At 53.2% G+C, this 19,008-nt stretch carries 27 protein-coding genes and 2 tRNA genes; 22 read left to right on the top strand and 7 right to left on the bottom strand.

All coding sequences use genetic code 11. From position 1 onward, the window contains the following. Positions 1-15: 15 nt before the first annotated feature. Complete coding sequence (selB, locus tag GN111_RS09215; RefSeq protein WP_155303484.1) at positions 16-1,929, bottom strand: selenocysteine-specific translation elongation factor; 1,914 nt, start codon at positions 1,927-1,929, stop codon at positions 16-18. 265 nt (positions 1,930-2,194) lie between these two features. Further along, entirely contained in the window at positions 2,195-2,368 is a 174-nt protein-coding gene (locus tag GN111_RS33340) for a hypothetical protein (RefSeq protein ID WP_170302197.1), read from the bottom strand. A gap of 245 nt (positions 2,369-2,613) precedes the next feature. On the opposite strand from GN111_RS33340, the gene GN111_RS09210 reads away from it, so the two are divergent. The 6 genes from GN111_RS09210 to GN111_RS09185 all read left to right on the top strand — a co-directional run bounded on the left by GN111_RS09210 (position 2,614) and on the right by GN111_RS09185 (position 7,158). Beyond that, positions 2,614-2,689 (top strand) — tRNA-His (locus GN111_RS09210). Positions 2,690-3,087: 398 nt separating this feature from the next. Beyond that, entirely contained in the window at positions 3,088-3,621 is a 534-nt protein-coding gene (locus GN111_RS09205) for a MarR family winged helix-turn-helix transcriptional regulator (protein WP_155303483.1), read from the top strand. Between the two features lie 48 nt (positions 3,622-3,669). Continuing rightward, a complete protein-coding gene (proV, locus tag GN111_RS09200; RefSeq protein WP_155303482.1) occupies positions 3,670-4,899 on the top strand; it encodes a glycine betaine/L-proline ABC transporter ATP-binding protein ProV in 1,230 nt (409 codons plus the stop codon). A gap of 58 nt (positions 4,900-4,957) precedes the next feature. After that, positions 4,958-5,788 carry an ABC transporter permease gene (locus GN111_RS09195; RefSeq protein ID WP_155303481.1) on the top strand — a complete coding sequence of 277 codons (831 nt, stop codon included), beginning with the start codon at positions 4,958-4,960 and terminating at the stop codon, positions 5,786-5,788. A gap of 19 nt (positions 5,789-5,807) precedes the next feature. Further along, positions 5,808-6,848, top strand: coding sequence for a glycine betaine/L-proline ABC transporter substrate-binding protein ProX (gene proX / locus GN111_RS09190; RefSeq protein ID WP_155303480.1), 1,041 nt, complete (start codon positions 5,808-5,810; stop codon positions 6,846-6,848). Between the two features lie 233 nt (positions 6,849-7,081). Beyond that, positions 7,082-7,158: transfer RNA gene (locus tag GN111_RS09185), tRNA-Arg, on the top strand. Between the two features lie 5 nt (positions 7,159-7,163). On the opposite strand, the gene GN111_RS09180 is transcribed toward GN111_RS09185, so the two are convergent. The 5 genes from GN111_RS09180 to GN111_RS09160 all read right to left on the bottom strand — a co-directional run bounded on the left by GN111_RS09180 (position 7,164) and on the right by GN111_RS09160 (position 10,209). Continuing rightward, positions 7,164-7,517, bottom strand: coding sequence for a tyrosine-type recombinase/integrase (locus tag GN111_RS09180; RefSeq protein WP_155303479.1), 354 nt, complete (start codon positions 7,515-7,517; stop codon positions 7,164-7,166). Positions 7,518-7,804: 287 nt separating this feature from the next. After that, complete coding sequence (locus GN111_RS09175; protein WP_155303478.1) at positions 7,805-8,347, bottom strand: RDD family protein; 543 nt, start codon at positions 8,345-8,347, stop codon at positions 7,805-7,807. Positions 8,348-8,387: 40 nt separating this feature from the next. Beyond that, entirely contained in the window at positions 8,388-9,074 is a 687-nt protein-coding gene (locus GN111_RS09170) for a DUF7424 family protein (RefSeq protein ID WP_197740518.1), read from the bottom strand. Positions 9,075-9,103: 29 nt separating this feature from the next. After that, positions 9,104-9,730, bottom strand: a complete 627-nt coding sequence (locus tag GN111_RS09165; RefSeq protein WP_155303477.1) for a hypothetical protein — start codon at positions 9,728-9,730, stop codon at positions 9,104-9,106. Positions 9,731-9,744: 14 nt separating this feature from the next. Further along, on the bottom strand, positions 9,745-10,209 hold the full coding sequence (locus tag GN111_RS09160; protein WP_155303476.1) for a helix-turn-helix domain-containing protein: 465 nt from the start codon (positions 10,207-10,209) through the stop codon (positions 9,745-9,747). Positions 10,210-10,431: 222 nt separating this feature from the next. Here GN111_RS09160 and GN111_RS09155 point away from each other — a divergent pair, with 222 nt between their 5' ends. The 16 genes from GN111_RS09155 (at position 10,432) to GN111_RS09080 (ending at position 19,006) form a co-directional block, all read left to right on the top strand. Continuing rightward, a complete protein-coding gene (locus tag GN111_RS09155) occupies positions 10,432-10,863 on the top strand; it encodes a hypothetical protein (protein ID WP_155303475.1) in 432 nt (143 codons plus the stop codon). Further along, positions 10,864-11,142, top strand: a complete 279-nt coding sequence (locus GN111_RS33645; RefSeq protein ID WP_197740517.1) for a helix-turn-helix domain-containing protein — start codon at positions 10,864-10,866, stop codon at positions 11,140-11,142. Then, positions 11,139-11,435: a hypothetical protein gene (locus tag GN111_RS09145; RefSeq protein WP_155303474.1), complete on the top strand. Its 297-nt coding sequence runs from the start codon at positions 11,139-11,141 to the stop codon at positions 11,433-11,435. The genes GN111_RS33645 and GN111_RS09145 overlap by 4 nt, the downstream gene beginning before the upstream one ends. A gap of 2 nt (positions 11,436-11,437) precedes the next feature. After that, positions 11,438-11,641: a hypothetical protein gene (locus GN111_RS09140; RefSeq protein WP_155303473.1), complete on the top strand. Its 204-nt coding sequence runs from the start codon at positions 11,438-11,440 to the stop codon at positions 11,639-11,641. Positions 11,642-11,654: 13 nt separating this feature from the next. Then, entirely contained in the window at positions 11,655-12,278 is a 624-nt protein-coding gene (locus GN111_RS09135; protein WP_155303472.1) for a hypothetical protein, read from the top strand. A gap of 1 nt (position 12,279) precedes the next feature. Beyond that, on the top strand, positions 12,280-14,418 hold the full coding sequence (locus tag GN111_RS09130) for a Mu transposase C-terminal domain-containing protein (RefSeq protein ID WP_155303471.1): 2,139 nt from the start codon (positions 12,280-12,282) through the stop codon (positions 14,416-14,418). Between the two features lie 39 nt (positions 14,419-14,457). After that, positions 14,458-15,207 (top strand): AAA family ATPase, encoded by a 750-nt coding sequence (locus GN111_RS09125; RefSeq protein ID WP_170302196.1) that lies wholly within the window; start codon positions 14,458-14,460, stop codon positions 15,205-15,207. 10 nt (positions 15,208-15,217) lie between these two features. Continuing rightward, the gene (locus GN111_RS09120) at positions 15,218-15,799 is read left to right on the top strand and encodes a hypothetical protein (protein ID WP_155303469.1); all 582 of its coding nucleotides are present in this window, start codon (positions 15,218-15,220) and stop codon (positions 15,797-15,799) included. A 4-nt stretch (positions 15,800-15,803) separates the two neighbouring features. Continuing rightward, complete coding sequence (locus GN111_RS09115; RefSeq protein WP_155303468.1) at positions 15,804-16,079, top strand: hypothetical protein; 276 nt, start codon at positions 15,804-15,806, stop codon at positions 16,077-16,079. Beyond that, positions 16,033-16,317, top strand: coding sequence for a hypothetical protein (locus GN111_RS09110; RefSeq protein ID WP_155303467.1), 285 nt, complete (start codon positions 16,033-16,035; stop codon positions 16,315-16,317). The genes GN111_RS09115 and GN111_RS09110 overlap by 47 nt, the downstream gene beginning before the upstream one ends. Then, positions 16,301-16,732, top strand: coding sequence for a phage protein GemA/Gp16 family protein (locus tag GN111_RS09105; protein WP_155303466.1), 432 nt, complete (start codon positions 16,301-16,303; stop codon positions 16,730-16,732). The genes GN111_RS09110 and GN111_RS09105 overlap by 17 nt, the downstream gene beginning before the upstream one ends. Positions 16,733-17,011: 279 nt before the next feature. Further along, positions 17,012-17,239 (top strand): hypothetical protein, encoded by a 228-nt coding sequence (locus GN111_RS09100; protein WP_155303465.1) that lies wholly within the window; start codon positions 17,012-17,014, stop codon positions 17,237-17,239. Positions 17,240-17,256: 17 nt separating this feature from the next. Beyond that, positions 17,257-17,655 carry a hypothetical protein gene (locus tag GN111_RS09095; RefSeq protein ID WP_155303464.1) on the top strand — a complete coding sequence of 133 codons (399 nt, stop codon included), beginning with the start codon at positions 17,257-17,259 and terminating at the stop codon, positions 17,653-17,655. Then, the gene (locus GN111_RS09090; protein ID WP_155303463.1) at positions 17,648-18,112 is read left to right on the top strand and encodes a host-nuclease inhibitor Gam family protein; all 465 of its coding nucleotides are present in this window, start codon (positions 17,648-17,650) and stop codon (positions 18,110-18,112) included. Before GN111_RS09095 ends, GN111_RS09090 begins: the two co-directional genes overlap by 8 nt. Positions 18,113-18,135: 23 nt before the next feature. After that, complete coding sequence (locus tag GN111_RS09085; RefSeq protein WP_155303462.1) at positions 18,136-18,333, top strand: HTH domain-containing protein; 198 nt, start codon at positions 18,136-18,138, stop codon at positions 18,331-18,333. Positions 18,334-18,631: 298 nt separating this feature from the next. Continuing rightward, the gene (locus GN111_RS09080) at positions 18,632-19,006 is read left to right on the top strand and encodes a hypothetical protein (RefSeq protein WP_155303461.1); all 375 of its coding nucleotides are present in this window, start codon (positions 18,632-18,634) and stop codon (positions 19,004-19,006) included. The last annotated feature ends 2 nt before the right edge of the window (positions 19,007-19,008 follow it).

Here is a 19,008-nt window from a genome sequence, read left to right as displayed (position 1 = left end):
GCGCCGGCAGCGGTTTTATTGCCTTTTTCTGAGTTTGCGGATGTCTCCCACCCGGATTGTGACATTGGTGGCATCGAAATGTTCGATTAAAGGTATCACATATTTTCGGGAAGCTCCAGTCATATCCTTGAATTCCGGGGTGGAGATTTCTCCCTTGGCGACGATGTGGTCGACCAGCTTCTGCTTCAAATTCTCGAGTGTGGGTCGATCATAATAAAGATCTTCCTTTACCTTGACCAGGGCCCCTTCGCCGATCAGCAGTTCCAGCACTCCTTTGGCCGGTTTGGGCTCCACGTCCAGTTGCTTGACGATCTCCCTGAAATAAGGCGGCGTCAATCCGCTTTGCCGGTAGACATCCAGGATCTGCTGCTTGAGTTCCTGCTGATCCACCTGCAGGGAGACCTCGTGGTTCGAAAGGCGGACCCGGTCATCTTCCAGCACGATCCCGTTGTCCTTGATCTCCCGGTTGAGCACCAGGGTAAACAGCTTGCCGCCGGCGTCGTGGGGGAACTTGGACTTCAGCTCTTCTTTGGAGATGCCTGTTTTGAGCGGGTTTTCGCGATGGTAGGTTTCGAGCACCGTCCGGCTCAGTTGCTTTAAGTCGTCGAAGGTCTCCTGGTGCACGTAGCGTCGGCTTTCCTTGTCCACCAGCACGATGGTCTGGCTGTTGAGCATGCTCGCGATGGTGGCGTCAAGGGCCTTGGCCGGCAGGTTGGTCATCAGCAGCAGTTCGGCGAAGGTCACGCCGGCCGGTCCGGCCATGTGGGCCTGATGGTCGATGATGCCTTCGGGATCGGCTTCGGCCAGGCTTTTCAGTGCATCGACGACATCCTGATGGAAGCGTTTGTGCTTGACGGGGATGGGGTTGATCACCTTGCCGCCGCCGATGGTGCGCACGGGCGAATAGCTGCGCGCCACGAAGCGGTCGTCGCGGACCAGGCTGACTGGCTCGTCCAGGCGGATCTGGGCCACGCATGTCTCGCCGGGAGCCAGTTCCTCTCTGTCCAGCAGAATCAGGTTGCCCATGATTTCGCTGGTTCCGGTGTGAAAGCGGACTTGGGTGCGGTTCTTGATGGGTTTTTTGTTGCTGGAAAGAAAATGCATCTCCAGGTCCACCATGTAACTGGGAACCAGCGTGTTTTCACGGGCCAGGATGTCCCCGCGGTTGATTGCGGTTTTTTCCAGGCCCTGGAAATTGATGGCCGTACGCATGCCGGCCTCGGCGAACTCCCGGCCCTGGTTGTGCACCTGGATTCCCCGGACCTTGGAGACTGTCGTGCCGGGGTAGATCATGATGCTCTCCCCGACGCCGATCCGGCCCGAAATCAGGCTTCCGGTGATGACCGTGCCGAAGCCTTTCATGGAGAAGACGCGGTCGACGGGCAGCCGGAACAGGCCGGTGCTGGTGTGCTCCGGCACGTTTTTGCACAGGGCGTCCAGTTGCTCGATGAAGCGGGAGATGCCCTCGCCGGTGGCCGAGGAGACCGGAACGACAGGGGCCTCTTCCAGAAAGGTTCCCATGGTGAATTCGCGAATATCTTCGGTGACCAGTTCCAGCCACTCCTCGTCCACCATGTCGATTTTGGTCAGTACCACCATGCCATGCCGTACCCCCAAAAGGGTGCAGATCTCCATGTGCTCCCGGGTCTGGGGCATGACACCCTCGTCGGCGGCGATCACCATGGCCACAATATCGATGCCCGTGGCGCCGGCCACCATGTTTTTGACGAACTTTTCATGGCCGGGCACGTCCACGATACCCAGGTGCTGACCCCCGGGCAGGTCCAGGGAGGCGAACCCCAGTTCGATGGTGATGCCGCGCTTTTGCTCTTCCTTGAGGCGGTCGGTGTTGGTGCCCGTAACGGCTTTGATCAGGCTGGTTTTGCCGTGGTCGATGTGTCCCGCGGTACCGAGAATAATCTGTTTCACGATGGTTTTGCTCCGGAGCTTTTTTCCTTCATGGCGAAGTCTTTTTTTCGGCGACTGAATCCGTTGATCGCGTCGTGCCGGACTCGATAATCCTGCCCCGGACCCGATCCAGGGGCATCCGGTTTAAAATGGTTTTTTAAAAGGGCTGAGGCCTCCCGCTAAACACCGGACGGGAAAAGAAGGGTTGCGAGTCCCGAGGCGTAAGGCTCTCCGTCGTGACGAGGGACGAACGCGGTGCGCAGGTATCGGCCCTTTTACGGAAGCATCAGTTTTTTTTGCGGTTTCTAAGATACTCCGCGAAATAGGCCAGCCCCACCAGAATGATGCCCAGTCCGGCCACGTAAACGAGATTGGCATCGGGGTAGAACATCCGCGAGAGAAGCACGGCAAATCCGGCCCCCAGGATGGCCCTGATTACGAACACATGAAATCGGGTCAAGTCACTACCTCGTCAGGATCGAAATTTTAATGGTTGATGAACACACAAAAAACCATCGAAGTTTATAGTACAAGGGCTTTGGGGTCAATACCTATGGACCCGATTCAGCGCCGCCGCCAAAGTCCGGTCGATATGAACGAGGCGGTTGAATTCGATAGAAGCGGAAAAAGTCATTTTTCGAACGACGCCGTCAAAATTGGGGTTGAAATGGGCAAAACGATTTGTTAATCAGAGTGATTCTTATGGTGGGTGTAGCTCAGTTGGTAGAGCATCAGGTTGTGGCCCTGAGGGTCGTGGGTTCAAGTCCCATCACTCACCCCACAAAACAACAAAAGCCATTGCAGCTCGAGGGTTGCAATGGCTTTTGCATTTTTTTTGAGGCACCGCAAGGTTTGCACCCCTCGTCTCCGGCCATCCAACTGCCCGATACCGGTGTATCTCATCCAGACCCCACCTTTTTACTACGATACGGTGGTTTTAAATCATTTCAATACTAAATGTATTTTTCCCGCGATGGTGCCGATTTTTATTTTCATCAGTAAAGATAGGCTGGGCAGCCCTTCAGCACGTTTATTGGAAATTTCCTTGAAAAACCCTCTTTTTCATGGTAGTTGTAGTTCTCTTTGAATGTAGAGGGTTCGCTTCCAGACATTTTTATTTAGTGAACAAAATATTTTTATGCGGGCGAACCGGTTTCTATTGAACGAGAAAAATTTAGAATGCAAAATAAAATGGAGACCGATCCTTCTGCGATCATCCCCGGCGATTCGATCATCAGCGACAAAGTGATGATCGCGCTTCGAAAAATCATCCGCGCCATTGATATGAATTCGAAGAAGCTTGTCAAACGGGTCGGGCTGACCGGTCCGCAGCTCATGATTTTACGGGAAATCGCGATCAGGAACGAAATTACGCCCGGTGAAATCGCGACTGCGGTAAGCCTGAGCCAGGCAACCGTGACAGGCATTCTGGAGCGGATGGAAAAACGTGAACTGCTGACGCGCAAGCGCAGTGAGAACGATAAGCGGCGCAGCCTGGTGCGTCTGACCGAATTGGGTCGGCAGACCATCGAAAATGCACCCCCTTTGATGCAGGAGACTTTCGTCGAGCGGTTTACCGGCCTGCAGGAGTGGGAACAGATGCTGATATTGAGCGTTCTCCAGCGCCTGGTGGTCCTCATGGAGGCCAAGGCCATCGATGCCGCGCCATTTCTGGAAACCAGTTCGTTCGACAGAGAGGTCAGCTCAAATTAACAGAAAGGCTCAAATTGCGCCAAACGCCTTTTGAGGGAATCGAACCGTATGGAAAAAATCGTAGTAGAGAATTTGTACAAAGTTTTCGGCAATCAGCCCGGTAAGGCCATGGAAATGCTCAAAAAAGGGGGAGACAAGGAGTCCATCCTCGAAAAAACAGGCATGACCGTCGGCGTGGACAATGCCAGCTTTTCCATCGAAGCTGGAGAAATTTTCGTGATCATGGGGCTGTCCGGCTCGGGCAAATCCACCATCGTCAGGATGCTCAACCGGCTCATCGAACCGACGGCGGGCAAGGTGCTGGTTGACGGCAAGAATGTCGTCGAGATGGACGAAAAGGAACTGGTCAAGTTTCGTCTCCACAACATGAGCATGGTGTTTCAGTCCTTCGCCCTGATGCCTCACCTGTCGGTCATCGACAATGCGGCTTTCGGTCTGGAACTGGCCGGCATCGAGAAGGAAAAACGATACGCGCGGGCCAAGGACGCCCTTGATCAGGTCGGCCTGGCCGGTTGGGAGGAATCGTATCCCAGCCAGCTTTCCGGCGGCATGCAGCAGCGCGTGGGACTCGCCCGGGGGTTGGCCGTGGATCCGGACATCCTGCTCATGGACGAGGCCTTTTCGGCGCTGGACCCGCTGATCCGAACCGAAATGCAGGACGAACTCCTCAAGCTGCAGGAAGAGCAGAAGCGCACCATCGTCTTTATTTCCCACGATCTCGACGAGGCCCTGCGGATCGGAGACCGCATCGCCATCATGGAGAGCGGGCGGGTGATCCAGGTGGGAGCACCCGAAGAGATTCTTCAAAATCCCGCCGACGACTACGTGCGGGCCTTCTTCCGGGGTGTCGACCCCACCAACGTGATCTCTTCCGGCGACATTCTCCGGGACACTCATCCCACCATCATCGTAACCAAAACCGGAAGTCTGCGGACCGCCCACGAACTGCTCAGCGGAAGCGACCGCGATCACGGCTATGTGTTGGATCCACGCCGGCGCTTTCTGGGGATCGTCTCTTCGGAAACGCTTCAGGAATGCATGGAAAACGGAGCCTCCGACAGCCCCCTCGAGCAGGCCTTCATCAAAAACGGCAAAGCGGTCAACATCAACGACTCCATGCAGGACATCCTGCCGCTGGTGGCGTCCAACAGCTGGCCGGTGCCGGTCGTGGATGACGACAACGTCTACAAAGGCGTGGTTTCCAAAAACCGCTTTCTAAAAACCCTTCATCGGGCCGAAGAGAGCCTCGATGAACAGGTCGAGACCGCGACCGCATGAAAAATGGTTTGATTGGATTCATTATAACCGCACAACCAAAACAAAATGGTAACCGATTATGTTTCAAGATTCAGTAATTCCCTTAGATGCTTGGGTAACGCATTTCGTTGACTGGCTGGTCGACAATTACCGTGATATTTTCCAGGCCCTCAAGTGGCCGGTGGAAGTCACCCTGAACGGATTCGACGCCGGGCTCAACTGGATTCATCCGATCATCATCATCGCATTGATTACCCTGGCCGCATGGCGCTTTTCGGGAAAAGGCCTGGCCATTTTCTCAGCCGTGACCCTGACGTTCGTCGGGCTGCTGGGGCTGTGGGCCGAAACCATGACCACGCTGGCCATGGTGCTCTCCTCGGTGGTTTTCTGCGCCATCGTCGGCGTCCCCCTGGGCATCATGGCCGGGCGCAGCGACCGGTTCGAAGCCTCTCTCCGGCCGGTGCTCGACGCCATGCAGACCACGCCGGCTTTCGTCTACCTGGTACCCATCGTGATGCTGTTTTCCGTGGGCAATGTAGCCGGGGTGCTGGCAACCATCGTTTTCGCCCTGCCCCCCATCATCCGGCTGACCAGTCTCGGTATCCGGCAGGTCCATCCCGAGCTGGTGGAGGCCGCCGAGGCCTTCGGCGCCAGCCGGTGGCAGGTGCTGCGCCGCGTGCAGATTCCACTTGCTATGCCGACGATCCTGGCAGGGTTGAACCAGACCATCATGATGGCCCTTTCCATGGTCGTGATCGCCGCGCTGATCGGCGCCGGCGGTTTGGGATCGCCGGTGATTCTGGGACTCAACACCCTGGATATCGGGCGCGCCGTCATCGGCGGGCTGGGAATTGTATTGATCGCTATTGTTCTGGACCGCATTACGCAGTCCATGGCTCAGAGAAATTAACCGTAAACAAGGAGGAGTTATGAGAGCAGTGTGGAAAAGTTTACTCGTTTGCTGTGTTGCAGTCAGTCTGGCAGTGATCGCCCCGCCGGTGATGGCCGCTTCGGACATGCCGGGCAAAGGCGTAACGGTTCAGCCGGCACGCGCCACCTGGAATACCGGTTTCTTCCAGGAAGCCCTGGTGCGTCGTGGACTGGAAGAACTCGGCTACAAGGCCAAAGCCCCCAAAGATCTGCAGAATCCCATTTTCTACAAATCGGTGGCCCTTGGCGATGTGGATTACTGGACCAATGGCTGGTTCCCCAACCATGACAGCCAGTTGCCGAAAAACTTTTACGACAAGGCCGGCAAGTACGGATATGTCGTCAAAGCGGGCGGGCTGCAGGGGTATCTGGTGTCCAAGAGGGAAGTGGATAAATTCAACATCAAATCCCTGGACGATTTCAAACGTCCCGAAGTCATGAAGGCCTTTGACAAGAACGGCGACGGCAAAGCCGATCTGACCGCCTGCCCGCCGGGCTGGGGCTGCGAAAACGTAATTGCCCACCACATGGCCGTGTATGACTTGGACAAGTACGTCAATCCGGTCAAGGCTTCTTACGAAGCCGGCATGGCTGCTGCCCTGGGCGCCTACAAAAGCGGTGAGCCCATCTTCTTTTACACCTGGGCTCCCAACTGGACGATCTTCAAGCTGAAACCCGGCAAGGACGTCATGTGGATCAACGTTCCCGAGATTATCCCCAAGGACTCCCAGAAGGCCGCCGTCGAGAGAATGACCGTTTCCGGCGTGGAAGGGGCCGTAACCGATCCGATCAAACTCGGGTTCGTCGTCTCCGACATCCGAATTGTCGCCAACAAGAAGTTCATCGCCAAGAATCCGGCGGCGAAGAAATTTTTTGAAGTACTGACCCTGCCGCTGATCGACATCAACGAGCAGAACACCCGCATGAACGAGGGTGAAAAGTCCCAGAAGGACATCGAGCGCCACGTGGCTGAGTGGATTTCCAAAAACCAAGCCACCTGGGATGGCTGGCTGGCAGCAGCCCGCGCGGCAGCCAAATAAAGGCAGTTAAACCCAAGCCTGGTTTGGGTTGAATCCTGACAAACGAGGCCCGGAACCGTTCGATGGTTCCGGGCCTTTTTTTCTCGAAGATTCAAAATGGTCAAAAACGACAGCATGCCTTGTTCGTAGTTGGACGTTCGATGTCTGGCGTTCATTGAAATCCCTAAAAGGGGTTGTGCCCCGCATTGGGATGGTATAAAGAAGTAACCCTACGTTGCCTTAAAAGGCCATTCGCGCCCGTAGCTCAGCTGGATAGAGCGCCGGACTTCGAATCCGTAGGTCGCAGGTTCGAATCCTGCCGGGCGCGCCATAAAATCAAGGGGTTAGCCATTTACTGGTTGCCCCTTTTTTCGTTGGTTGCGCATAGGTTGCGGATGGTTGCTCCGGAGTTGAATCATCAAGGCGGTCAACTGCTGCTTTATTCCCTCCTGGTGTAAGATGCCCATAGATGTCAACGGTGACGCTGATGCTATGGTGTCCGAGCTGATCCCGAACATACGCCAATGATTCACCTGCCTGAATCAGCAAGCTCGCATAGGTATGCCTGATATCATGCACCCTAATCTTTCTGAGTTCTGCCTTTTCAATGGCCTTGTAAAAGACCCGCCTTCTCCAGCTATTTATATCCAATGGATTCCCAGCATTGCTTACAAAGACCCATTCGGGCACCTTACCCCATCCCTTGTTGATAGTTTCGTATGGGGGACCAGGCTATCTCAGCAATATGATTTACTGGATTTGATGGTCTTTTTGTGGCACTTTTTGGGTACAGATGTGGTGCGTTGATTCACTGTTGGCGCGGGTTTGTATGATTTTGTGCGTTGACGTGGTACTGTGCTGCAGGTCGAAAATGGTGAGCTTTGATAAATCAGAAATATGGGTGGATTTTGAAAAATTTTTCGGCAGATTTCCACGCTATCTCAGAAAAATGGATAGCGTGGAAGCGTCGTGATCTGTTAAATACTATCTTGAGCTTTGACGAGCTGTTTTTGATTGTCCGGTTGTATTACATAGGTGTTCATTAATTTGTCGTGCCAGCCTTGATTATCACGGTCAAAAAGTATCCATAAAAATCCCAAAGAAAAAATTAGGCTCGATATTGATTTACCGATCACCTCCCGTATCAGCATGGTAATAAAGCCAGCGCGGCCGCAATCCTCTTTGATAACCTTAATGCCAAGGAATTTCTTACCAGGGGTCAGCCCGTTTCTAAACAATATGAGTGTCCAAAGAACCGCAGCAAAAAACAACATTCCACAGATAAGCACAGCAATGACCTGGTTGTCGGATAATTCTTCATGGGCAATTATTCCGGCGACCGGTACTATCGAAAACCCAATTAAACACCCAAATATTATCACATCTAAAAAATAGGCGCCAAGGCGTCTTCCTGGGGAAGCGAGTCGGCCGATTAAAGGATCTTTAAGGTTGGTGTGGCAGATGGAGCACCAGCGGCTCCCGGGGGATATTTCGGAGTTGCAGGACTGGCAGTTCGCCATTTTCAGCCTCCGTTGATAACAGAAAAATTGCCATTATCTATCAATGCAACAAAACTAAAGCCCTTCCATCTTTCAAAGCTTGGTCTACCGATACGTCGGATAATGTAACAAGAAATTTACTGTTTTTGTGCGACGTCAAATCACCATAAACGTATGGATGACCATCTATATAGGCGGATACCACTTTAAAAGGATGATCTTTTCCCGTATCATTATTTATCATAACGTTAACTTTGAGATCGAATGAAGTCGCGCCAAAACTTTCTTCTTTGAAATTCTCCATCTTTTTCTTAATTCCTGGTGGTATCCCAATCCATAATAAGTTATTTTTATTAGAAATGATATTTACGTTTTTATTGGATGCAAATTTTCCATCAATATCTTTGTCGATAACTATAGGAATTTTAAAATGCGCGAAAGAATCAAAACTTTTTGAAAAACATTCTATATATTCAGCACCTTCGAAAATTATCGGAATTGTTTGTTGGGCCTGAACAGCAGCATTAGAAGGTTTGCGAGAATCTTCGTGGCTGGCGCAAGCAGCCACTTCAACATAAAGGTCTCCACTGATTATTTTTGTTTTTGAATTTAAAAGATCTTGCAGGCTAACCTCTGTTTCGACGATAGTTTCACACCCTAAAAATAATAAAATAAACACTGAGACGATTGAAATTGTTTTAATTGATATACCAATATCGTTTTTATTTTCTATTGAATAAAATTGCATAAAATGGGCCTCCTTTAAAATCAACAATATTAGCGGATTTTTTTGCGTGAGCCCACACCTTTGTAACGGCTGAAAAGAATTTGATGCAGTTTTTTGAGGTTGGTATCGTTCAAGTCTTTAAGGGATGTAACACGTTTTCCGGTGATTTCATAGGCCTGATCGTAAAGCCATTCTTTTGTTTTTTTAAGCTGGCTTTTTTTTGCATTAAGGGCCGTATAAAGTTCCTTGCGCCAGGTGGATTTGTCGGTTCTGCGAAGCTTCGACCTGGTCATTCCAACCTGCTGGTCGAGCCATTTCATTACGTCGTCGAACTGGGATTGTTTCAGGCAGGTGTATGAATTTACATAGAATTTGTTTCTAAGACGTGACCACCAGGAAGACCGGGCCTTACCTGTATCCGCGCCCTTTTTAACATCGCGGTCGGCCAGCTGATAGATTTTGTCCTGTATAAATTTCTTTTGCCGGGCATCGATGTCATCACATTCCGGAAGGCGGTTAACCCGTTCTACTTTTCGTTCATTATTGGAAATATTAACATCTCCACCAGCCTGAATATTACCATTGCCGACGGCAACATGACCCTTTTCAATAGTTGGTTCCGCTTTATCCGCGTTCCTGACAATTGCCTCTCTTAGCTTGCCCCTGAGATCTTCCATCACCACTCTCCTTTTCAGTCACGAACTATGAACGATGTTAATAGCTTGGCGATCTGATCCTTGGATTCCTGGTTGCGCCTGTCGATCTCTTTGCGCAAAATTTCAACCACCGCCTTGCGCTGGCTGTCGTTCAATTTAGTTTTCACCTCCTTTTCTACTTCATACACAAGCTGCGTGGCATAGTCTATATATGCCACTTGGCTTCCATTGGTATCATTCTCACCTTTAAGCAGCCAATCCGTAGAACAAGAAAATATTGTCGAAAGCGTAATTAAGTGGTCGCCTTTTGGAAATGTAGATCTTTCCCAACTTTGAATTGTATTTTTAGTAACACCTATCATATCAGCCAATTTTTGCTGGCTAATATCTAACTCTTTTCGCTTTCTTTTAAGTCTAAAATGAAACGATTCTCGGTTCCCACTTTCATTTTGAAAGCTGGAACTTAAGCTGGAACCGTTTTTCGAAGTGGGAACAGACATATATTTTCTATTGTCTCAACAACTTATAGAACAGTTTAAAAAATTACGTCAAAAATAAAGTTGGAACCAATAAATTACTTGACTGGCCAAAAAAATTGCCCTATAACCATTTTTAGTGCTTCACAAGTTAGCACCGGTTTCACTCTAATTTAGATGAACCCGGAATGTCAATGTCCGAGTAATCGCAAAAACCGGACAAATCGGATCGAATCGGCGGACAAGATGAATAAACCCATCACCATCCAACGCGGACTCTTCGATCAGCCCACCCTGAATGTGACCCGATCAATCAAAGAGGTCATGAATAAAGACGTTCTCAGCAGCGGGATGTCCCGCGACCAGGTTGTCGACAAGATGAATGACCTGGCCGACGCCTACGGAGTCTGCCTCACCAATGGAAACAGCCAGCGGCTGACCACTGAGACTTTCGAAAAATGGCTAAATCCAAACGCGCCATCCCGGCAGATTCCCCTGAAGGCGGTACCGGTTTTTTGTGCAGCGGTGGGGAAATGTTCCGTGCTCGATGTCATGGCCAGGCCAATCGGAAATCGGGTTATCGGAGATCATGAACAAAAACTACTCTCCTGGGCCGAAGCCAAGATGGCAATCCGGGAGCACAACCGAACGGTAAGAAAACTGGAATCGGAGCTGTAAATGACACGCAGAAGAAAGATCACCTACACTCTATATATAGACGAAAACGACAACTCAAAAACGGTCGGCCGGAAACTGACCGCCAGGCGTATCCGTTCCATCGCCCTGGCGAAGGGTGAAAAGATGTCCGAGTGGGCCGACGAGCTGGGCGTCTCACGGCAATATATTTCGCAGGTGGTCAACGGTAAGCGTACGCCAAAAAAAGTCCGGAATTTCATCGAGGCCAGACTGGGACAGACGTTCTGGTCTGAAACCACAACCAAGGAGGTGCGATCATGATCGGAATCATCAACCAATGTCCCATTTGCGATTCGGTAAACGTGCTGGAATTTTCTGAAAAAGACCGTGGAGACGATCTTCCTGAAGATTCTCCCTGGAGCGTCCCGTGCGGCGATTGCCAGAAAAAGCTGTACGAAGGGATTTCGGGGATCCTGTGCGGGAAGTCGGACGGGCTCTATGTCGACATCCTTTTCGGATGCCAATGCGGCTGCGAGGGCTGCCTGGCCGTCGCAAAACATCTCGTCGGCATTCCCGGTGCCGTTGTTCCTTCCATCATTTCCATAGAGGGATAGAGATGCCGACCCCGATAGAACCGGATAGCGCGGCCAGCTGGCTTTACAGGAACAGCATTTCCATTGGCGATGTGGCGATGATCACCGGCGCATCGATGGAGGCGGCCTGGCGCACGATTCACGGCCAGGCCGACGATGCGCGCGTGCTGGCGTATTTGCGGAAGAAGGGGTGTCCGGAAAATTTAATCAACAATCGTAACGCATAAAAAGGTGGTGGGCATGAAAAACGGAACTATGGATGTGATGCAGCTGACCAGGGATGAATGGGCAGACCGGGACCGACTCGAAAAAATCGTCGAGGACAACCTGGTCACATGGATGCAGGTCGGCCTGGCCCTCAAGGAAATCAAGGAGCGCGAACTGTATCGCACCACCCACGACAGCTGGGAACAATACGTCAAGGACCGTTTCGACATCGCCCGATCCACTTCCTACCAGCTGACATCCGGCGTCGAGGTGGTCGAGAATGTCCGCAATGCGGACATTGAGTTTCCGTTTTTCCCAGAAAAAGAGGCGCTGGTGCGGCCGCTGACCAAACTCGAACCGGAAGAACAACCCAGGGCCTGGAAGCTGGCGATTGATCGCGCCCGAGACATGGAAGAAAAGACCGTCATGGCCCGGCATGTGATCTGGGCGGTACAGGCCATGCGCGGCCAGACCGGCGGCGAGACCCTGCGCGGCAAGATCAAGAACGTGATGGAAGATCTGCCGGAAACGTTCCGGGACGCCTTCAAAACTATCACGGAGAGTATCTACGAGGCCAAGCGGAACCGGTTTGTGGGCGTGGACCGCAAGAAGATGCTGGATATGCTCGACGGGTTGAGACGGTTGATCGAGGGCTGATATGCAGGCGATCACGGCAAAAGAGATATCCGGATTGCTTTGCGTCACCGTCAGGGCTGTCAATAAACGGGCTCAGAACGAGAAGTGGCGATATGATCTCGTTTCGGGGCGAGGTGGACCGGCAAAACATTACCGGGTAGACAATCTCCCAGAGGATATCCGCCTCTTATATAATAAGGAGCGCGTCTGCAACCTGCCGGAGACATCCGGCAGCCGCCTTCCCGCCGTTGCGCCGGAGAAAACACCGGTGCCGGCCATGACCGAGAAGCAAAAGGAAATCTTCAGCGCAAAGACCGACCTGCTGCTGCAGTACAACCGCACCCTGGCCGCCGCCGGACACGGCAACAAGGCCACGGCCCGTGAAAACTTCATGCTGGCGTACAACGGCGGTCTCATCTTTCAGCAAATTTACGAGATCGTCGGGCCGGTATCCTGGAAAACCATAGAAGGATGGAAACGGGCCGTGCGATCCGGCGGGAACCTGGCGGATAAGCGTGGCAAGGCCCATAAAGGAAAGACCCTCATCACCGCGCAGCAGGCCACGATCATCCTCCAGGTGGCGCTGCATCCCAATAAACTCCTCATCGCCGAGGTGATCCGGGAGGCCAAGAAGCGCATGGCCGGCCTGGGGATCGACAACGGGCACAGCCCGAATACCTACCGGCGATGGATCGAGAAATTCAGGACCCACAATTACGACATCTGGTGCTTCCAGCGGCACGGTAAAAAATACTGGAACGACAACTGCTGCTATTCCATCGAGCGCAACCCGGAACTGATTAACGTGGGCGATGTCCTGGTTGCAGACGGGCACAAGCTGAATTTCGAAATTCTCAATCCGTGGACCGGCAAGCCGACCCGGATGCAGCTGATCACGTTTTTCGACATGCGTTCGAATATGCCCTGTGGATGGGAGATCGCCCCTTCCGAAAACACCGCAGCCATCTCCACGGCCCTGCGCCGGGCGATCCTGATGCTGGGCAAGATCCCGCGCGTGGTCTACCTGGACAACGGAAAGGCATTCAAGGCCAAATATTTCAAAGGGACTGCCCTGGAGACCGACCTCGAACAGGCCGGGTTGTCCGGTATTTACAGCGATCTTGGAATCCAGACCATTTTCGCCTGGGCCTACCACGGGCAGTCTAAAACGGTCGAGCGCTTTTTCGGCACGATGGCCGAGATGGAGCGGCACTCGGACACCTATAGCGGGACCTCCATTGCCACCAAGCCGCCGCGAATGATGCGCGGAGAAAAACTCCATCGCAAGGTTTACGAAAAAATCATGGATGGCAAATGCATGACCATTGAAATGGCCCATTGCATGGTGGCGAACTGGATGGACGAATACGCCCGGCGGCCGCAGGAACGCAGCAAATACCTGAAGGGATGGGCACCCGTTGACCTGTTCGAGCCCGGTCGCGGTGAAGGCGTCGACCCGATGGCGTTGACCGCCCTGATGTGGGCCCGGAAAGACGCCCTAATCCGGGCCAGCCGCATCTCCCATATGGGCCGCTTTTACTACCACAACGATCTGTACGGACGCCACCACAAGGTGGAGATCCGCTACGATCTCCAGGACCCGAGCTATATCGCCGTATACGAAGACGGAGAATTTATCTGTATCGCCTACGAACAGGAGAAAACCCACCCGGCGGCCAAGCAATTGGGCACCGCCGAGGATGTGGCCCAGCTTGAGCAGCAGATCGCTATCAAGAATCACCAGTACAAGCTGGCCAGCGGACTATCGAAGATGCTGCTGGAGAAAGAGGTGCTGCCGGCCCACCGTCAGCAGCTGCTGCGCGAAGGCGTGACGCCCACCGGCCCCCTGAAGATCGACCGGGAAACCGCGCCCAAACAGCTCACCGCCGCAGAAGAGAAACGCATCGAGCAGGAAGCGGCCGAGTATTTCGAATCCCAGGAAAAAGAGCCGGTGAACGTTTTCGCCGACCTGGATCGAATGGACGAACCGGACCGGTACGAGCAGCTGGTGCGCCTTGACGCCCGGGGGGTGATGATCCCGAAGCAGTGGATGGCGTTTATGCGGTATTTCGAGCAGACACCGGCGTATCGCAGCCTTGAGAAGAACGATTATTGGGAAGAGGTTCGCAAGAAAGAAGCGGTTATCGCGGATGCGATGTGAGGGCGTCGGTGAAAATAAATACAAATGAAAGGAGTCCCAATGTCAGGATTAAAGATGTCCAACTCGGTTTTTATCCAAACCCAGAATGTCCGGAACGTTCTAATGATGATGGAAGATATCCAGATGGATACCGGTGAAGGTTGTTTCGGGATGATCTGCGGTGGGGCCGGACTAGGGAAGAGCGAGGCGGCTAAATGGTATTACGCCAATCACCCCAACACGGTTTACCTTCCTTCCACGTGGATATGGCGTTCCAGCGAACTCGAATTCCTGCGGGACCTGTGTCGGGAGCTTGGTATCGAGAATGTCGGGAACCGAAAAGGGCGATGTTACCGCGATATCATGGACTACCTTTTTGAAAATCGGGACGCGGTAATTTTCATCGACGAGGTGGACCGGCTTAAAAACGGGCATCTCGAATTGATGCGCGATTTTACGAAAGCGAGCCTTTGTCCGTTCATTCTGATTGGCGAGCGCAAGCTTATCCCTTTCATGCAGCCCAATGAACGCGGATGGACGTTGACATTCGATCCGGTGATGTTTTCCCCCATGAAACACAGCGACGTGATCATCTTCGCCAAGGAGGCCGCCGGAGTCAAGATCAATGCGGACGTGGCCGCCATTCTGCACAAAACCGGCACCAAGAATACGTCCGACGGCAACTTCCGTTTGGTCAAACGGGCTGTGCAGTACGCGATCCAGTACGCCAACGCGAAAAACAGCGATGTCATCACGCCGGAGATCGCCGGCGCCGCCATCAAGTCGGCCATCCATTGGGCCAAGAAATAAGGGGATTTTCATGCCGAAATCGTTTGCCCAGAGAGTTCGGGAGATCATGCAGATCGAGCTGAAGGATCGCGATGAGGTTTCGATTCAGGAGATCGCGGCGCGGCTCGACCTGGTGTCGGATCAAGAGAAGCGCCCCGTTTACAGAACCATTCGCGATTTCATGAAACGCAAGGAAGTCGTGCGGGTGCGGCCGGGGATCTACAGATACCAGGGCATAAAAAATGGCGTGCGTCCTGCGGACAAGACAAATTGCATGCTCAGGCTGATCCGGGCCAATCGGACCGAAAACATCATGGCCAGCGACCTGGTGGCCAACTGCGAAGTTTCGGAAATCACGGCCAAGGAATACCTTCGATTTCTGGTGAGGCGCGGGAATCTGCGGCGGATCGATATGCCCAATAATAAGCCCTCGAGATATCGGATGATCAAAGATCCAGGCCCCAACCTGGTGAGAAACGAGGAGAACGCGGAGAAGCTGCGGCGGCTGCGGGAAAAGCAGAAAGAGGCCGAAGCGGCGTTATCGGCCGCTCAGATTGCCATCAACAAGGGACAGGCGGCCATCGCCGACATGGCGGTGATCGCCGGGAAGTGAAGCAATGAATCCGATAGTTTCCGTCGTAATCGAAACGGTGGATCTCTTCCGTGATCCAAAAAACTATATCCCCTATCAGCGTTATCTGCTGCGGGTCGGAGTGGGAAGTCGCGCCTATTCCATCCAGCGGTACAAACAAAAAAAAACAGCGCTGGAGGAAAAATCGCAACTTTCCGGCTACCGTGGGATTCAGCCGGTAATCATAGACACCAAAACCGGGCAGGAGGTGCCTGATGAGAAAACTGATTCGTCTGCGGAAACAGACCGAACCGTCGTTTGAAGCGGTCGAGGCCATGCGGCCGGGTATCCAGCTGGAGCATGCCTCATTGTGCTTCGACTGCGAGACCGTGTTCCCGAATCCGGTCAGCGGCCGCTGTCCTCACTGCGGATCGGCATCGACCCGGCCCCTGGCTTACATCATCGAACAGCCACGCCTGGGTATCGATGTCGTCGATTCGGCGAGGAGGAAGGAAACCGACGAACAGTTAACGGAGGATCAAAATGGGCTTTATCAGTAAAGGGCAGGTCAAACTGTTCAACACGGCTGTCAGTAAAACCGGCATGACGAAGCTTGAAAGAACGGCATTGCTTGAAGGTTTGGGCGTTACCTCTTCCAGGCATCTGACCCAGGCTATGCTCACTGAAGCGATGGAGCATTTCGAGAAGTTAGGTTTTGTGCCCCATCGGAAATTCAACAGGCCTGCCAGCAGTAAGGATCGGTTGATCGGCAAGATTACGGCCATCCGCAACGAGCTTGGGCTCATGGAATCTTACGTGGATGCGATGGCGCAGCGCATGTTCAAAAACAAGGATGGCCGTCCGGTCGCATCCTATCGGTGGCTGAACGCCAAGCAACTGCACAGCCTGGTAGCGGCCTTGAGCTACCACCAGGCCCGGGTGTGTCAAGCCAAAAAGAAGACGTCCCGATGTTGATCCGGCTGTCGGAGCACTTTTGCGAAAACTGGCTGGAACGGGTCGGGAACTGGCCGAACAGGCGCCTTATTAAAAGGATATTGAAAGAATCGGTACCGGTGCATCCGTGCCGTAACCTTTACGATGAGAATGGGAGCCCGTACCGGATCTTTGCCATCTACTGGCACCCGGACATAGATGTGGTGATCAAGGTGGACGAGTTCGAAAACCGTGCCGTGACGGTGCTGAGCCGCGAGAACTACGAGCAGCGCAACGGGTTTCCCGGAGAGGGCAAAATCAATGAACCGAAAAAGAGAAAGCCGGACAAAAAGGGACGAAAAGCTCTTTTATATCGACGCGCTAAAGAGCGAGCAATGTCAATGTGAGCGGCAGAAAAAGCGGGGCCGGGCATTCTGTTACCGGTGCTATATCCGGCTTCCCCGCGACCTTCGCGACGAACTGTACCGGCCGGTGGGCGCCGGTTTCGAGGCGGCCTACGATGCGAGCTGCCGCTTTTTGTACGACTAACATAGGAGGATGGTGTCATGGGCGTCAAACGAATGACCAGTGCAGAACTGGAAGATGCCAAGAACCGATTGATCCGGATCATGATCGAGCATGTCGGCCCGAACAAAAAAATCGGCATGGGGGCGCTGTACGAGGACGTGTTCGGACAGACCTACAGCCACAGGATCAACGGAACCAAGGCGCTGAGGAGAATCATTACCGAACTGCGCTCCACCGGGATGGCCATCTGCAGCGAGGTATCCTCCACGAACGGCGGATACTGGCTGGCGGCCAGTGACAGTGAGATCAGGGCGTACTGCGAAAAGCACAAAAAGCGCGCCCTGGGGATCCTGTCCCGCATCGCCAAGATCCGGAAAATCAGCCTGCCGGAATACCTGGGGCAGATGCAGCTCGAACTGGAGGCCCGAGATGAGTAAAAGCAAAGAAGATAAAGCCGCCATCGCAAACGCGCTCCTGGAGGACATCTCCAGGGCGATTGCGGCGCGGGACGCTGCTGCCAAAAGGGCCGCCAAAAAAATCGAAGCCGTAAAAAAGAAGTACGGCGCCGATATCGAGCGGGAAAAGAAGGTTCTGTCCAGCCTCGAAAACCGGCTCGAGAGAGTGGTTAAGGCCTACCGGTTCGACATTCTTGGCGCCGGCGAGCGTGCCGATCTGGCTGCCGGCTCGGTCATGATCAAGGATGAAACGCGCGTGAAGCGGATCAAGGGCATGCTGGAAAAGCTCAAGGCAGCCGGGATGAAACAGGCGATCCGGATCGCCAAGGAGACCGTCGATTGGGACCGCGTTGAACAATTCAATGACGCGGCATTGGCGCGGCTGGGAACGGAGAGAGTCAAGAAAGCCCTGTTTTCGTACGAGTTGAAAAATTCATAGCGAACAGGAATAGCGGATATTTAATGGCCAGTGCGATCAGAAATACCGTCCGAATGGTGCTTTTGCTCCAGGAACACCCACGCATCACCGTGAGAAAAATCCAGGACGAACTCGGCATGAGCCGCAGCGCCGTCTATCGCACATTGCAAACCATATCGCGGCATATCACCATACGGTTGGATGACGGGGTGGTTTGCGTTTTGGAAGGATCGGAGGAATGAACCACATGGACATCATCGGCCCGCTCGCTCCCTGTCGAATCCCGGCAGACAAGATAAAGGTTCGCTGCACCCGGTGCGGAGAGATATTTTATCCAAATCCGGACGGGTGTCCGGAATGTCGGCTGCTCGATATTCTTGTGGAAAATGATCGTCCATCTCCCGACAGGATTGCCGGGAGCTTGGTGGATCGCGGGATATTTTAATTTCCAAAAGCCAAAAGCCTTAAACAAAATTGCCCTGGACGGCGTTGCAGCGCCGACCAGGGCTCCACAACAACCAATCTGAGGAGACGGCTATCATGGCAAGACGATGGATACCATTACTTATCGTTGTCTTTCAACTGCTTTTCATGGCCGGCTGCGCGTCCCACCCGTTCGAAGGTTGGACCCGGGCCGACACCTATCGGCAGGCAGCCTATACGGCGGTTCACTGTGCGGACTGGATGCAGACGCACGAGATCGCATCGAACGACGATTTCCTCGAGCGCAACGGTGTTCTGGGCAGTCATCCGTCACACCAGGCGGTGGATATTTATATGGGCTCGACGCTGGCGGCAAGCTGGTTGATTGCGGGCATGCTCGATCCCGAATGGAGAGAGGTGTTCCAGGTGACGGCCATTGTTTTCGAGGCCGGCGTCGTGGCGCGTAATTATTCCATTGGAATACGGTGGTAGCA

Origin of the sequence: Desulfosarcina widdelii, from assembly GCF_009688965.1 — a bacterium.
Taxonomy (GTDB): Bacteria; Desulfobacterota; Desulfobacteria; order Desulfobacterales; family Desulfosarcinaceae; genus Desulfosarcina; species Desulfosarcina widdelii.
Note: the sequence above shows the minus strand (reverse complement) of the source record. Positions and strands in the feature narration are given on the sequence as shown.